The 13,582-nt window shown below is 67.1% G+C and carries 13 protein-coding genes; 3 read left to right on the top strand and 10 right to left on the bottom strand.

Annotated elements, in window-relative coordinates; translation table 11 throughout:
- Window positions 1–33: 33 nt before the first annotated feature.
- Window positions 34–639, top strand: coding sequence for a glutathione transferase GstA (gstA, locus tag ACREPD_RS03815; RefSeq protein WP_431598063.1), 606 nt, complete (start codon window positions 34–36; stop codon window positions 637–639).
- Window positions 640–695: 56 nt separating this feature from the next.
- Here gstA and ACREPD_RS03810 read toward each other — a convergent pair whose 3' ends face one another.
- Window positions 696–1,073 (bottom strand): BON domain-containing protein, encoded by a 378-nt coding sequence (locus ACREPD_RS03810; RefSeq protein ID WP_431598062.1) that lies wholly within the window; start codon window positions 1,071–1,073, stop codon window positions 696–698.
- Window positions 1,074–1,244: 171 nt separating this feature from the next.
- Between ACREPD_RS03810 and ACREPD_RS03805 the strand changes: the two genes are divergently transcribed.
- A complete protein-coding gene (locus ACREPD_RS03805; protein WP_431598061.1) occupies window positions 1,245–2,288 on the top strand; it encodes an oxidoreductase in 1,044 nt (347 codons plus the stop codon).
- Between the two features lie 289 nt (window positions 2,289–2,577).
- Here ACREPD_RS03805 and gnd read toward each other — a convergent pair whose 3' ends face one another.
- The 7 genes from gnd to ACREPD_RS03770 all read right to left on the bottom strand — a co-directional run bounded on the left by gnd (window position 2,578) and on the right by ACREPD_RS03770 (window position 10,337).
- Entirely contained in the window at window positions 2,578–3,483 is a 906-nt protein-coding gene (gene gnd, locus ACREPD_RS03800; protein WP_431598060.1) for a phosphogluconate dehydrogenase (NAD(+)-dependent, decarboxylating), read from the bottom strand.
- Between the two features lie 3 nt (window positions 3,484–3,486).
- The gene (locus ACREPD_RS03795) at window positions 3,487–4,773 is read right to left on the bottom strand and encodes a hypothetical protein (RefSeq protein WP_431598059.1); all 1,287 of its coding nucleotides are present in this window, start codon (window positions 4,771–4,773) and stop codon (window positions 3,487–3,489) included.
- Between the two features lie 13 nt (window positions 4,774–4,786).
- The gene (locus ACREPD_RS03790) at window positions 4,787–5,482 is read right to left on the bottom strand and encodes a DUF2242 domain-containing protein (RefSeq protein ID WP_431598058.1); all 696 of its coding nucleotides are present in this window, start codon (window positions 5,480–5,482) and stop codon (window positions 4,787–4,789) included.
- Window positions 5,483–5,648: 166 nt separating this feature from the next.
- A complete protein-coding gene (locus tag ACREPD_RS03785; RefSeq protein WP_431598057.1) occupies window positions 5,649–7,826 on the bottom strand; it encodes a carboxy terminal-processing peptidase in 2,178 nt (725 codons plus the stop codon).
- Between the two features lie 508 nt (window positions 7,827–8,334).
- The gene (lipA, locus tag ACREPD_RS03780) at window positions 8,335–9,345 is read right to left on the bottom strand and encodes a lipoyl synthase (RefSeq protein ID WP_431598056.1); all 1,011 of its coding nucleotides are present in this window, start codon (window positions 9,343–9,345) and stop codon (window positions 8,335–8,337) included.
- An 18-nt stretch (window positions 9,346–9,363) separates the two neighbouring features.
- On the bottom strand, window positions 9,364–10,071 hold the full coding sequence (gene lipB / locus ACREPD_RS03775; RefSeq protein WP_421569208.1) for a lipoyl(octanoyl) transferase LipB: 708 nt from the start codon (window positions 10,069–10,071) through the stop codon (window positions 9,364–9,366).
- Complete coding sequence (locus ACREPD_RS03770; RefSeq protein WP_421569207.1) at window positions 10,059–10,337, bottom strand: DUF493 family protein; 279 nt, start codon at window positions 10,335–10,337, stop codon at window positions 10,059–10,061. The genes lipB and ACREPD_RS03770 overlap by 13 nt, the downstream gene beginning before the upstream one ends.
- 193 nt (window positions 10,338–10,530) lie before the next feature.
- Here ACREPD_RS03770 and ACREPD_RS03765 point away from each other — a divergent pair, with 193 nt between their 5' ends.
- Window positions 10,531–11,595 carry a lipid A deacylase LpxR family protein gene (locus ACREPD_RS03765; protein ID WP_431598055.1) on the top strand — a complete coding sequence of 355 codons (1,065 nt, stop codon included), beginning with the start codon at window positions 10,531–10,533 and terminating at the stop codon, window positions 11,593–11,595.
- A gap of 239 nt (window positions 11,596–11,834) precedes the next feature.
- On the opposite strand, the gene ACREPD_RS03760 is transcribed toward ACREPD_RS03765, so the two are convergent.
- A complete protein-coding gene (locus tag ACREPD_RS03760; RefSeq protein WP_421569205.1) occupies window positions 11,835–13,052 on the bottom strand; it encodes a D-alanyl-D-alanine carboxypeptidase family protein in 1,218 nt (405 codons plus the stop codon).
- A gap of 98 nt (window positions 13,053–13,150) precedes the next feature.
- Window positions 13,151–13,582 (bottom strand): SPOR domain-containing protein (locus tag ACREPD_RS03755; RefSeq protein WP_431598054.1); only part of this gene is annotated, 432 nt, incomplete at its 5' end.

Here is a 13,582-nt window from a genome sequence, read left to right as displayed (position 1 = left end):
CGCCACTGGTTTTTCAACGTCCCCGGAGTCCCCGTGAAGCTGTACTACGCCCCATACACCTGCTCGCTTTCCCCACACATCGTCCTTCGCGAACTCGGCCTGCCATTCGAGCTGGTCAAGGTAGACAACACGACCAAGCAGACTGCCGATGGCCGCGATTTCCGCACCCTCAACCCCAAGGGCTACGTCGCCGCACTGGAGCTGGACGACAGCCAAGTCCTGACCGAAGGCCCGGCCATCGTGCAGTACCTGGCCGATCTCAAGCCGGAAACCGGCCTGGCTCCAGCGGCCGGCAGCTGGGAACGGGTGCGCCTGCAGGAGTGGCTGAGCTTCGTCACCAGCGAGATCCATGCAGGTTCGGCCCCGTTGTTCAACACCGCGCTACCCGAGGAAGCCAAGACGTTCTTCCGCCACAAGTTGTTCAGGCGGTTCGAATTCCTGCAAGCCTCTCTGTCCCAGCAGGACTACCTGATGGGCGCGTCTTTCACCGTGGTTGATGCGTACCTGTTCACCGTGCTGGGCTGGTGCAGGTTCTTCTCCATCGACCTGAGCCGCTGGCCTGCACTGCCGGCCTATGTGAAGCGAGTTGGAGCACGGCCTGCCGTGAAGGCGGCGTTGCGTGTCGAAGCTGTGCTGTAGAAATAAAAAAGGGCGCGCCCTGCGGCGCGCCCCTTGGTGTTCCGGTGCTGCGTCGATCAGCGCTTGGCAGCCGCGGTGGCGACCTTCAGCATGCTGGCATCGACACTCTTGACGCCCTTGATGGCCTTCGCCTTGGCGATGGCGTTGTCGTGCTCGGCCTTGGTGGCCACGGTGCCGGACAGCGAAACCACGCCGTTCACGGTTTCAACCTTTACTTCGGTGCCGGGTACGCCCTTGCTGGTGACCAGGTCGCTCTTGACCTTGGTGGTGATCCAGGTGTCGGTGACCGGCTCGGCCGACTCATGCGTGTCGGCATGGGTCATGGCGCTGTGATCGGTGGTCTTCGGCGGATCCTTTGCCATCGCCGCCGAGGTACCAAACAGCATGCCGAAGGCGAGCGAAGCAGCAAGCAGATTACGGGTGGTGTTGGTCATGTGCGGTGTCTCCTGGTGTGTGTGGCCAGTGTCCGGGTAAGGGTGTACAGGGGGCGTCGCCGCCGCATCACGCTGCCGTGAACCTTTAGGAGTTGTCCGAAAACCGTTCATATTTCCGCACTGCATCATTCGCGTTTACCCTTAGCGCAGGCTCCGCAACAGGCACATGACATGACCACGATCGCGCAGGTGGGATTGATCGGCTACGGGCTGGCCGGCAGCGTATTCCATGCGCCGCTGATCCAGCACACCCCGGGGCTGGCATTGCACAGCATCGTCAGTTCGCAGCGCGACCGGTTGCTGCGCAGCTTCACCGATGTGCATGTGCATGCCGACGTGGCGCCGCTGCTGGCCGACCCGGCGGTGGACGCGGTGGTGATCGCCACGCCCAACGCGCAGCACGCGCCGCTGGCGCTGGCCGCATTGCGCGCGGGCAAGCATGTGCTGGTGGACAAGCCCTTCGCGTTGAGCAGCGCCGAGGCGCGCGCGGTGGTCGACGCCGCGCGTGATGCCGACCGCGTGGTCAGCGTGTTCCAGAACCGACGCTTCGATGCGGATTTCCTCAGCCTGCGCGCCGTCGTTGAACAGGGCACGCTGGGCCGCATTGCCGAATGCCATTCGCACTTCGACCGTTTCCGCCCGCAGGTACGCGACCGCTGGCGCGAGAGTGACGCACCGGGTGGCGGCCTGTGGATGGACCTGGGCCCGCACCTGCTCGACCAGATGCTGCAGCTGTTCGGCTGGCCCGAGGCGATCAGCGCGGACATCGCCGCACAGCGCGAGGGTGCGCGCAGCGACGACTACTTCCATGCGGTGCTGCATTACCCGGGCCTGCGCGCGATCGTGCATGCCGGTTCGCTGGTGGCGGCATCGGCACCCCGCTTTGCGGTGCATGGCAGCCTGGGCAGCTATCTGAAGGACGGCCGCGACGTGCAGGAAGACCAGCTGCGCCAGGGCACCGCGCCCGGCGCACCGGGCTGGGGCCTGGACCCGCTGCATGGGCAGATCGTACGGGTCGATGACGAGGGGCACGCGCAACGCCACAGCGTGGACAATGCGCTGGGCGATTACCGGCGGTTCTATGCGGCGTTCCGCGATGCGATGCTGGGGGTCGGCGATGCGCCGGTCAGCACGGAGGAAGCATTGCAGTTGATGCGCCTGCTGGAAGCAGGCCGCGAAAGCGCCGACAGCGGCCGGCGCGTGCAGCTGGGGTAATCCGCCCTCTGCGTCGACGAGGCGATCCGCCGGTGGGGTAATCCGCCCTCTTTGCCGACGAGGCGATCCGGCGGTGCGGTAATCCGCCCTCTTTGCCGACGAGGCGATCGGCGGGTAGGGTTGCATCCCGATCAACTGCCGATACGGCTGATCAGAGCGGTGGGGCATGAACCTCATCGGAGACATCGCGCCGGCGAAGGTCATGCGTCCAAGTGCCGATCATCCCTCCGTGCAGTCGTTCGGGAACCGACCCTACCGCCGATTGCCACCGGTCATTCGTGGTCCCGCATCATTCCTTGACCATCGCGTGGCCGCCGAACTGATTGCGCAGCGCCGACAGCATGCGATCGCTGTACGAATTCTTTTCGCGTGAGCGCAGGCGCTCCAGCAGCGACAGGGTGATCACCGGCGCGGAGACATCCAGGTCGATCGCCTCGGCCACGGTCCAGCGACCCTCGCCCGAATCGGACACGAACGGGGCAATGCCGTCGAGCTGCGGGTTCTGCTCCAGCGCCTCCACGCTGAGGTCGAGCAACCACGAACGCACCACACTGCCGTGCTGCCACGCCTGGGCCACCTTGCCCAGGTCCAGGTCGAACCCGGTCTTGCGCTGCATGATCGCGAAGCCCTCGGCGTAGGCCTGCATCATGCCGTACTCGATGCCGTTGTGGACCATCTTGCAGAAGTGCCCCGCGCCGCTCGGCCCCACGTGCGCCCAGCCACGGTCTTCGGCCGGCGCCAGCGTGCGGAAGATCGCCTCGACCTGCCCCACCGCAGCGGCATCGCCGCCGATCATCAGGCTGTAGCCTTCCTGCAGGCCCCACACGCCGCCACTGGTCCCGCAATCCAGGTAGGCCACGTCCTCTTCAAGCAACTGCTCTGCGCGGCGCATCGAGTCCTTGTAGTACGAGTTGCCGCCATCGATCACGACGTCGCCTTCGGACAGGTGCGGCGACAGCGCGGCCAGGGTCTGGTCCACCACCTCGCCGGCCGGCACCATCAGCCACACCACGCGCGGCACCGGCAGCGCGGCCAGCGCCTCGGCAGCGGTGGCGCTGACCTGGAAGCCACGCGCGGCGGCGCTGGTACGTGCCGCCTCACCGGGATCCACGCCGATGACGCGGTGGCCGCCGCGGTGCAGCCGCTCGGCCATGTTGGCGCCCATGCGCCCCAGTCCAATCATTGCAATGTCCATGACTCACCTTTGCTCGGTTTGCGAATAGATCGTTGCTGCCGCGCACTGCCGAAGCTGCGTGTCGATCCAGCGGCGGTACAGCGTGGTATGCAGGTTGTGCAGGCCCAGCTCGAACGCGAACGGCGTGCGCGGATTGCGGTCGAGCAGGCGTGCGATGTAATAGCCCACGGGACGTATACCGCGTGGGTGCACATAAATCACGAACTCCCGGTAGAACGGATCGTCCAGCAGCCGGTCCAGTTCAGCCAGCAGCGGCTGCTGGTCGGCCGGCAACGCGGCGCGCAGTTCGGGGTCGCGCTCGGCCAGCAGCCGCTCGAAGCGGCGCAGGCCCGGGCCGGGCATGCGGCTGGCCAGTTCCCAGATGCGGTGGTTGATGCGGTCGTAATACGCGAATCCGCCATGCGAGCGCAGTGCGTCGACCGCTGCAGCACTGACGTCGACGATGACGAAGTTCTCGGCCTGGTTGTTGATGTCGTCGAGATACACGCGGTCGAACACGTGTTCGATGAAACCCGGCGCGCCCATGAACGCTTGGCGGCCGCGCTGCGCGGTGCGCACCGCCTTGCCGTCGGCAAGGAACTCCCCCGCGTGGTGGCCGAGCAGGATGCTGTCGGTGTCGTGCAGGGTGAGGAAGGTGCCGATGGACAGCTCACCCGGGGTGAATGCCGTATCGAAGGCGGCATCGCCATACAGTTCGCGCTGCGTCGCCAACTGCGCGACCTGGCGGCCCACGCCGCATTCGCTGCGCACCCGGCCGTCGTAGAACGCCTGCAGGGCCGCGCTGTTGCTCCCTGCCGGCTGGTAGCCGCGGCCGAGGCTGCGGAAGCCCTCCCAGCCCTGCGCACGCGAACCGCCCACGCCAAACCCGATCCAGCCCAGCTGCAGGGCAGAGAACCGGTAGCCCGGGTTGTCCTGCAACTGGGTAGCGGCGCGCCGGGTCGCCTCACCCAGAACGAATGCATACGCGCAGACCGTGGCCGGATCGTCCACCAACGTCTGCAGGAAGCGCTGGCGCTGGTCGGCCGCCCACGCCCGCGGCAGCTCCACCCGCAGGTCGCCTGCGGCCTGTGCCTGGCGAAGGTCGGCACGTTCGCAGACCGGACCACCGTGCACACGCGGTGCATCGATGGCGGCGACGTCTATTTGCCAGCCCAGGCGCTCCAGCAGTGGCTGCAGGCAATCGGCCGCATCTGCCTCACTGCCCGCGACTGACCCGACGCAGAGCAATGCGACCAGTGCCGCGCCTGCGGCATGCGCACGGCACCAGGAACGGAGACGCGCGCGTGGCACCCTGCGCGCCTGCTCAGTTCGCCGGGATCGGCGTATCGGCCGTTGGCGCAGGCGTTGGCGCGGGGACGGGGACGGGTGCGGGCTCGGAGACGGTCGGCTGCGGCTGCGGCTGCGGCTGCGGCTGCGGCTGTGGTTGCGGCACCGTCGCCGGCACCGTCGCCGCTGCCGGCGGAACCGGCTCCGGCGTACCCGCCTTCGCGGCCGGCAGGTATTGCTGCAGGCGGGCGAAGAAGCGGCGGTAGAAGTCCGCGTCCTGCACGGTGCTGCTGGCCACCTTCACCAGCGAATCGTCGTTGCTGCCGAACGGCAGCGACACCGAGCCCAGCGCACCCACGCCGACACTGGCCGAGGTCGGGCTCTTCTTCAACGCATAGCGGTCCTGCACCGCGCTGATGAACACCAGCGCCTCATCGCCGCGTGGCGCACACGAGATGCGCAGCACCAGCTGCTCGTGTTCGTCCTCGCGCGGCTGGAAGTTCTTGTTGCCTTCCACCCCATCCGGATCGGCACGCGCGATGGCGTAGCCCTGGCTGAGCAGCGTACGCCGCGCCGCTTCGCAGGCCTGGGCGGGGGTGCCGGGGACGGTGCGCGAATAGGTATCCCCCGAATCGAAGGATTCGCGGAGCAGCGTGCTGTCGGCCGCACGGCCGCCGCAGGCGCTGAGGGATACGGCCAGCAGGCTGGCCGCCAGTGCATGGGAAGGCCGCATGGGCGCTCCTGCAGGAGGGAATCGCCCCAGCATAGGCCCGGCCGCGTATGCGCGGGGTCTAAACGCGAAGGGCCGGCGTTTCCGCCGGCCCTTCGTTTTCGGTTGGTTCACGCCGGTCACGACTAACAGTCGTGACCTACCGGTCGGGGCCGGCGCCCTGCGATCATCAGTCGGCCCAGCGGCCCGCCGCGGTCGACTGCGGCAGCACCTGCGCCGACAGCGGGCGGTCCTGCTCGAGCAGATTCACCGCATCGGCCAGGATGGCGGCCGACTCACGCAGCAGCGGGTCCGGGCGCTTCTCGGCGGCCTTCTCGCGCGCGGCGTCCTTGACGATGTCGCGCTCGTTGCCGGTCAGGCCGTCGTCATTGCTGTCGTCGGCCAGCGGGTCCAGGTCCAGGCCCAGTTCCTTGCGGATGGCCTGGCGCTGCTTGCGCTGGGTGTCCTGGCGCTCGCGCTCGGCACGGCGCTCGCCCTCGTTGAGCGAGATGTACTTCTTGGCGGCTTCGGTGCGGAACTGCTGCACGTCTTCATTCCACCACTGGAATTCCTTGTCCGCGGCGATGCGCGAGGCATGCCGCGTTTCCAGCTTGGGCAGCAGCGGGCCGAAGTTGCCGTACTGGGTGTGCGGCACGGCGGCGATGCGGGTCCACGGCAGCGCATTGTCGTAGGTGCTTTCGCCGAACTCGCTGGCGTCCACACTGGCCGGGAACGCCAGGTCGGGCACCACGCCCTTGTGCTGGGTGCTGCTGCCGCTGACGCGGAAGAACTGCGCGATGGTCAGCTTGACCTGGCCGTAGCGCTGGGTCTCGCCGCTCGGCCAGCGGTCCAGGTCGACGATGTTCTGCACCGTGCCCTTGCCGAAGGTGGTCTCACCGATCACCAGCCCGCGGCCGTAGTCCTGGATGGCGCCGGCGAAGATCTCCGAGGCCGAGGCCGAACCGCGGTTGATCAGCACCGCCAGCGGACCGTCCCAAGCCACCACTTCGCTGCGATCGTTGTTGACCGTGACCCGGCCACCGGATTCGCGCACCTGCACCACCGGGCCCTGTTCAATGAACAGGCCGGTCAGCTCGATTGCCTCGTCCAGCGAACCGCCGCCGTTGTTGCGCAGGTCCAGCACCACGCCGTCGAGCTTGTCATTCTTGAAGCCGGCCAACAGCTTGGCCACGTCACGGGTCGCCGAGGCGTAGTCGGTCGCGTTGCGACGGCGGCCTTCGAAGTCCTGGTAGAAGGTCGGCAGCTTGATCACGCCCACCCGGCGCTCCGGCTCACCGTCCTTGGCCGGGATGGTCAGCGTTTCGCCCTTGGCGGCCTGTTCGGCCAGGCGCACCTTCTGGCGGGTCAGCACCAGCATGTGGTGCTTGCCGTCCACGCCTTCCTCGGCCGGAATGAATTCCAGCCGCACCTGGGTGTCCTTCTTGCCGCGGATCTTGGCCACCACGTCGTCGATGCGCCAGCCGATCACGTCTTCGACCGGGCCCGACTTGCCCTGGCCCACGCCGACGATGCGGTCGCCCGGCTTGAGCGTGCCATTGACCGCCGCCGGGCCGCCGGCGATGACCTCACGGATCACCACCATGTCGTCCTGGCGCTGCAGCTGCGCGCCGATGCCTTCCAGCGACAGCGACATGGCCTGGTTGAAGTTCTCGGCCGTGCGCGGGGTGAAGTAATCCGTATGCGGATCCACCGCGCTGGTATAGGCGTTGAGGAAGAACTGGAACACGTCCTCGCCCTTCAGCTCGTTGACCGACTTTTCCAGCTGCGCATAGCGCTTGTCCAGCGTCTTGCGGATCTCGGCCGGCTGCTTGCCGGCCAGCTTCAGCCGCAGCCAGTCGTTCTTCACCGACTTGCGCCACAGGTCGTCCAGTTCGGCGCTGCTCGCGGCCCACGGCACGTCCTTGCGGTCGTACTCGAAGCGCTCGTCGGTGCTGAAATCGAAGTCCTGCTTGAGGACCTTGCGCGCGTAACCCACCCGCTCGCCGACCCGCTGCTTGTAGACCGCAAACACCTGGAAGGCCGGCTCCAGCTCACCGCCGCGGATCGCCGAGGAAATATTGGCCTCGAACGGCGCGAATTTGGTGATGTCGGCCTGGGTGAAGAACTGCTTGCTGCCGTCCAGCGATTCCAGGTAGCGCTTGAACACGTCCTTGGAGGTCGCCGCGTCGAGCGCGCGCGGCCGGTAGGCATAGCGGCTGTCCGAGAGCAGGCCGTAGACCAGCTTGGAGGTCGTCACCTGGTCGGGCGTCGCCGCCGACGGCAATGCCGGCGAATCGGCGTAGGCAGCCAGCGCCAGCGGCGCGGTCAGCGCCAGGGCCATCAGGAATGCGGGAACTTTGAGTTTCATCGACTTGCTCATGGCACCTTGCCAACGGGGAGACTGCGTGCGGATCAGACCACACGACAGTGCCGAAAGTTGCGGGGTTTGTCATCCACCGCGTCAGAACGCGGATTTCCAGCCTAAACGCGGCGCTGTATCAAATTGTGAATGACGCGGAATTCCCGCAGGGAATGGGGTTTTCGGGCGAAACCGCGCAGCGGCCTGAACCATTCGGCGGTCGGCAGGCATTCAGGCCGGGAGGGGTGTCAGAGGCCACGGGGGTATCCGGAACCCGTGGTGATGTATCCGGGTCCCAATGGGCCCGTAACAATTCGTAGTGCCACGCCATGCGTGGCCACCGCGCAGCGCGCGGCACACCCCCCCGAAGCCGACCAAACACCGTTCGCGACCACCCAACCGGCGTTTAGACCCAACCGAAGCCGCCGATCCGGCGTTCATGACCTCGGAACGAAGAACAGCCACGCATGGCGTGGCTCTACGGCGCCCTGCCCGGCCGCGCCAGCGCCGCCCGGGGTCAGGCGACGCCTGCCCCCTTGGCCTGCACATCCGCATGGTACGAAGAGCGCACCATCGGGCCCGAGGCCACGTGACTGAAGCCCAGCTCGTAGCCGTAGACCTCCAGCTCCTTGTATTCCTCGGGCGTCCAGTAACGCAGCACCGGGTGGTGATGCGCGGTCGGCTGCAGGTACTGGCCGATCGTGATCATGTCCACGTCGTGCGCGCGCAGGTCGCGCATCGTCGCCCGCACCTGGTCCATCTCCTCGCCCAGGCCCAGCATGATGCCGGACTTGGTGGCGATGCCCGGGTGCTGCGCCTTGAAGTTCTTCAACAGCGTCAGCGACCACTGGTAATCCGCACCCGGCCGCACATTGCGGTACAGGTCCGGCACCGTTTCGATATTGTGGTTGAACACGTCCGGCGGGTTGGTCGCCAGGATGTCCAGCGCCCGCTCCATGCGGCCCTTGCCGCGGAAGTCCGGGGTCAGCACCTCGATGCGGGTGTTCGGGGACTTCGCCCGGATCGCGCCGATGCAGTCGGCGAAGTGCTGGGCACCGCCGTCGCGCAGATCGTCGCGGTCCACACTGGTCACCACCACATACTTCAGGCCCATGTCGGCCACCGTCTGCGCCAGGCTGGCCGGCTCACCCGCGTCCGGCGGCTTCGGCCGGCCGTGGGCCACGTCGCAGAACGAGCAGCGCCGGGTGCAGACCTCGCCCAGAATCATGAACGTGGCCGTGCCGTGGCTGAAGCACTCGTGGATGTTCGGGCAGCTGGCTTCCTCGCAGACCGTCACCAGACGGTTCTCGCGCAGCTTCGCCTTCAGCGTCTGCACCGCGTTGCCGGACGGAATCCGCACGCGGATCCACGACGGCTTGCGCAGCACCGGCGCGTCGGCGAACTGCACCGGCGAGCGGCCGATCTTGTCACCGCCCAGCTGTTTGACACCGGCCTGCAACGGCGCGGCGGACGGCGTGTCGCCCTGCACGACCTGCAGGGGAATGATGCGAGCGGTGGTTTCAGTCATGGCCTTGGTCGGCGGCACTCAGGCCGCGTCAGTCAGATCGGGCAAAGCATCGGCAGGCTGGAGGTCCAGTCCGAACTGGCGGGCCAGATGGCCCAGCAGCACCGGCTTGACGGCCGCCATGCCGGACGGTCCCCCCAAGTCTACCATCGAGGTCACCTGCAGCCCCTGGTAGCCGCAGGGGTTGATGCGGTGGAATGGCTCCAGGTCCATGGCCACATTGAAGGCCAGCCCGTGGAACGTGCAGCCACGGCGGACCCGGATGCCCAGCGCGGCCACCTTGGCCCCGCCCACATACACCCCGGGCGCCCCGTCCAGCCGTTCAGCGCCGATATTCCATTCGTCCAGCGTGTCGATGATCGCCTGCTCGATCCGGCACACGTAATCGCGCACCCCGATCCCCAGCCGGCGCAGCTGCAGCAGCGGGTAGACCACGATCTGGCCCGGCCCGTGATAGGTCACCTGGCCGCCGCGGTCCACGTGCAGCACCGGAATGTCGCCCGGCGCCAGCACGTGTTCGTCCTTGCCGGCCTGGCCCAAGGTGAACACCGGGTCGTGCTCCACCACCCACAGCTCGTCGGGGGTGTCGTCGGTGCGCGCATCGGTGAAACGCTGCATTGCATGCCAGACCGGCGCGTAGGGCTGCCGGCCCAGGTCGCGCACCACCGCCGGCAGCGCAGGGCGCTCGCCCGGGGCGGCCTTCAGATCGCAGCTGGCTACAGCGTCCACTTCACTTCCGGGTGGTCGCGCAGCGCGACATGCGCCGTGTCCAGCTGTTCACGGGTTTCCGCCATGAAGACCAGCTTTACGGAGACGTACTTGCCGTTGGACGAGGTCTTCCAGGTGATGCGCTCTTTGAGCACCTGGATGCCGGCGGCCTGCAGCAGCAGTGGAAGGTCGTGCTCCAGTCCGATGTTCGCCGAGCCCATCGCACTGAGCTCGAACTGACCGGGGAACTGGAAGCCGTGTTCGGGATTGTCAGACTTGATTTCCATGACCGCGATTATGGGGACGGATGCGCCCGAACCCAAGCGGTGCGCAATCGTGTGCACAGTTGCGCCCAACGCCACGTGAAAATCGGCCTTCAGCAGCAAAACGCAGCAATGCGTGCGCAGCGCTGGCCCCGGCCTCACACCCTGACTACGCTGCTGCCGCTTACAAGATTACAAACCATTCAGCGGGAACTTCATGCTTCTGAAGCGATACGCGTTGCCGGCCGCACTCGCCGGTGTTCTTGCAGCAGCTGTGCCTGCAGTACAGGCAGCCGAACAATGCGGGCCCGACGCGATGCGCGAGCACCCGCCCCAGATCAACTTCCGCGTCGACAACGATCTGTTCGGCGGCGCGGACCAGGACCAGGGCTATACCAACGGCGCCCAGATCACCCTGGTCTCGCCCAACCTGGTCGATTACACCGACGATCCGTGCCTGCCCCGGCTGGCCCGCTGGGTCAACCGCCACCTCGAACGCCTGGCCCCCGGCGAGTTCGAGCAGCAGAACATGATCTTCAGCCTGGCCCAGGGCATCTTCACCCCCACCGACTTCACCCGCAAAGACCTGATCGAGGACGACCGGCCGTATGCCGGCGTGCTGATCGGCAGCTTCGGCTACAACGCCCGCCGTGGCGACCGCCTGCAGACCACGCAGTTGGCGCTCGGCGTGGTGGGGCCCTGGGCGCAGGGCAAACAGGTGCAGAACGCGGTGCACGAGCTGCTGGGCGACGAGAAGTTCCAGGGCTGGGACAACCAGCTGCACAACGAGCCGGTGTTCATGCTCACCCACGAGCGCATGCGCCGCTGGCCGGCCGATGCCACAGACAACCTGAGCGGTTGGGGCTGGGATGCGATCAGCCACTACGGCGGCGCGGTCGGCAACCTGGCCACCCACCTCAATGCCGGTGGCGAAGTCCGCTTCGGCTGGAAGCTGCCCGACGACTTCGGCAGCACCCCGCTGCGCCCGGCCGGTGAGAACACCGCGCCCACGCGCGGCGGCAAGCCCACGGGGTGGTCGTTCCACCTGTTCGCCACCTCCGATGCTGCCTGGGTGATCCGGGACATCACGCTGGACGGCAACACCTTCCGCAACAGCCACAGCGTGGACAAGCGCAACTGGGTCGCCCAAGGCGGGTATGGCCTGGCGGTGATGTACAACCGCTGGAAGTTCGCCCTCGCCCGCTACCACAGCACCCGCGAGTTCGACCTACAGGACCAGTCGCCGATCTATGGGTCCTTCACGATCAGCAGGTCGCTATAGCGACCTGCTGTAGAGCCGACTGGGTAGAGCCGACTGTTAGTCGGCTTAAGCCCAACGCGCGGCACAAGCGTCCGGAGCCAGGGGGCTGAACGCTGCAGGGTTGAAGCCGGGTTGAACAATCAAACGAAGCCGCGCGTCAGGTGTTCATGACGTTGGAACGGAGGGCAGCCGACTAACAGTCGGCTCTACCCCGTCGGGTTCTCCCCAAAAAAAAGGCCCGCGTTAAGCGGGCCTCTCTTTTACTCCGATTCCCACCACATCCAGAAGCTGTCCCACAAACGCTTGAAGAAGCCGGCTTCTTCCACCGCGGCCACGGCCACCAGCGGGGCCTGCGCCACCACCTTGCCGTCCAGCGTGACCTTCAGCGTACCGACCTGCTGGCCCGCCGTGAACGGCGCTTCCAGGGTCTTGGGCACGTCGATGCTGGGCTTGAGGTCGTTGTAACGACCGCGCGGCACGCTCACCAGCAGCGGCTGGGCCACGCCCAGCTGCAGCGTGGGGGTCTTGCCCTTCCACACCTTGTGCTCGGCCACGGCCTTGCCCGGCTCGTACATGCGGTGGGTTTCGAAGAAGCGGAAACCCCAGTTGAGCAGCGCCAGGCTGTCATCGGCGCGCTGCTTTTCCGAGCTGCCACCCAGCACCACGGCGATCAGGCGCTGGTCGCCACGCTGGGCCGAGCTCATCAGGCAGTAACCCGCCTCGGAGGTGTGGCCGGTCTTGATGCCGTCCACGCTCTGGTCGCGCCACAGCAGCAGGTTGCGGTTGGGCTGGGTGATGCTGCCCACGGTGAATTCCTTCACCTTGTTGTAGGCGTAGGTCTCCGGGTAGTCACGCACGAACGCACGGCCCAGCAGGGCCAGGTCGTAGGCGGTGGTGTGGTGGCCCGGAGCGCTCAGACCATGCGCGTTGACGAAGTGCGAATCCTTCATGCCGATCTTGGCGGCGTAATTGTTCATCAGCGAGGCGAACGCTTCTTCGCTACCGGCCACGTGTTCGGCCAGCGCGATGGCGGCGTCGTTGCCCGACTGGATCGCCATGCCCTTTTCCATGTCTTCCAGACGCGCGGTCTGGTTGACCGGGAAGCCGCTGTAGCTGCCGTCGGTGCCGGCGCCGCCTTCGCGCCAGGCACGCTCACTCATCATCACCTGGTCGTCGGTACGGACCTTGCCGTTCTTCACTTCGGCGGCGACCACGTACGAGGTCATCACCTTGGTGATGCTGGCCGGGGCCAGCTGTTCATTGATGTTCTCGCCGGCCAGCACCTGGCCGGTGGCGTAATCCATCAGGATCCAGGCCTTGGACACGCTGGGCTTGGGGGCCGGCGGGATGGCGACGGAGGCCGGGGCGGCGGCGGCAGGAGCGGGTGCCGGCGCCGGGGTCGGCAGAGGGGTCTGGGCGGAGACCATGCCCACGAACAGGGTCGTGGCCATGGCAGCAGCGGCAAAGCGGAATTTCATCGGACAGCAAGCTCCAGAAGGGCGCCAAGGGGATTACAGGGGACGGCCATTGTAGGCCCATGGGGAGGCCGGACGCAGGCGCGCCCGGCGGGAGGCATTCAGTCTTTGACGATCTGCGGCAACCCGAACCCCAGACCGGCAATGCGGCCTGCAAGTTCCGAGGCGGTGGCGTGGTCGGTCGCTGACACCCGCAACCGCCACAGGGTGCGGTCGCCGCTGACGATATCGCTGATGCTGGCGCCCACGATGCCGGCCGCGGACAGCTTGCCCAGCGCACGGGTGGCGTTGTCGCGGCTGGCGAAGCTGGCCACCTGCAGCAGCACGTTGCCGACCTGCTGCTGCAGCGAAGGCGTGGGCGCCACAACGGGGGATGGGCGTGCCGCGGCCACCACCGGCGCGGCCGCCGGCAAGGTGCTGACCGCGACTGTCGGATCGTCGATCGCAGCCGCCTGGGTGGACGCCGCACGGGTGCCGACGGGGACCGCCGGGGTCGGCGCGGGCGCGGGCGGCAGCTTGCCGACCAGCCGGTC

Source organism: Stenotrophomonas sp. (genome assembly GCF_050737075.1).
Lineage (GTDB): Bacteria > Pseudomonadota > Gammaproteobacteria > Xanthomonadales > Xanthomonadaceae > Stenotrophomonas.
The sequence above is the reverse complement of the archived record's forward strand: the minus strand, read 5'-3'. Positions and strand labels throughout refer to the sequence as shown.

Excerpts from the sequence above, each read along its gene's own strand:
- ACREPD_RS03810 (WP_431598062.1), bottom strand. The coding sequence starts at position 1,073 with ATGACCAACACCACCCGTAATCTGCTTGCTGCTTCGCTCGCCTTCGGC.
- ACREPD_RS03805 (WP_431598061.1), top strand. The coding sequence starts at position 1,245 with ATGACCACGATCGCGCAGGTGGGATTGATCGGCTACGGGCTGGCCGGC.
- gnd (WP_431598060.1), bottom strand. The coding sequence starts at position 3,483 with ATGGACATTGCAATGATTGGACTGGGGCGCATGGGCGCCAACATGGCC.
- ACREPD_RS03790 (WP_431598058.1), bottom strand. The coding sequence starts at position 5,482 with ATGCGGCCTTCCCATGCACTGGCGGCCAGCCTGCTGGCCGTATCCCTC.
- ACREPD_RS03785 (WP_431598057.1), bottom strand. The coding sequence starts at position 7,826 with ATGAAACTCAAAGTTCCCGCATTCCTGATGGCCCTGGCGCTGACCGCG.
- lipA (WP_431598056.1), bottom strand. The coding sequence starts at position 9,345 with ATGACTGAAACCACCGCTCGCATCATTCCCCTGCAGGTCGTGCAGGGC.
- ACREPD_RS03770 (WP_421569207.1), bottom strand. The coding sequence starts at position 10,337 with ATGGAAATCAAGTCTGACAATCCCGAACACGGCTTCCAGTTCCCCGGT.
- ACREPD_RS03765 (WP_431598055.1), top strand. The coding sequence starts at position 10,531 with ATGCTTCTGAAGCGATACGCGTTGCCGGCCGCACTCGCCGGTGTTCTT.
- ACREPD_RS03760 (WP_421569205.1), bottom strand. The coding sequence starts at position 13,052 with ATGAAATTCCGCTTTGCCGCTGCTGCCATGGCCACGACCCTGTTCGTG.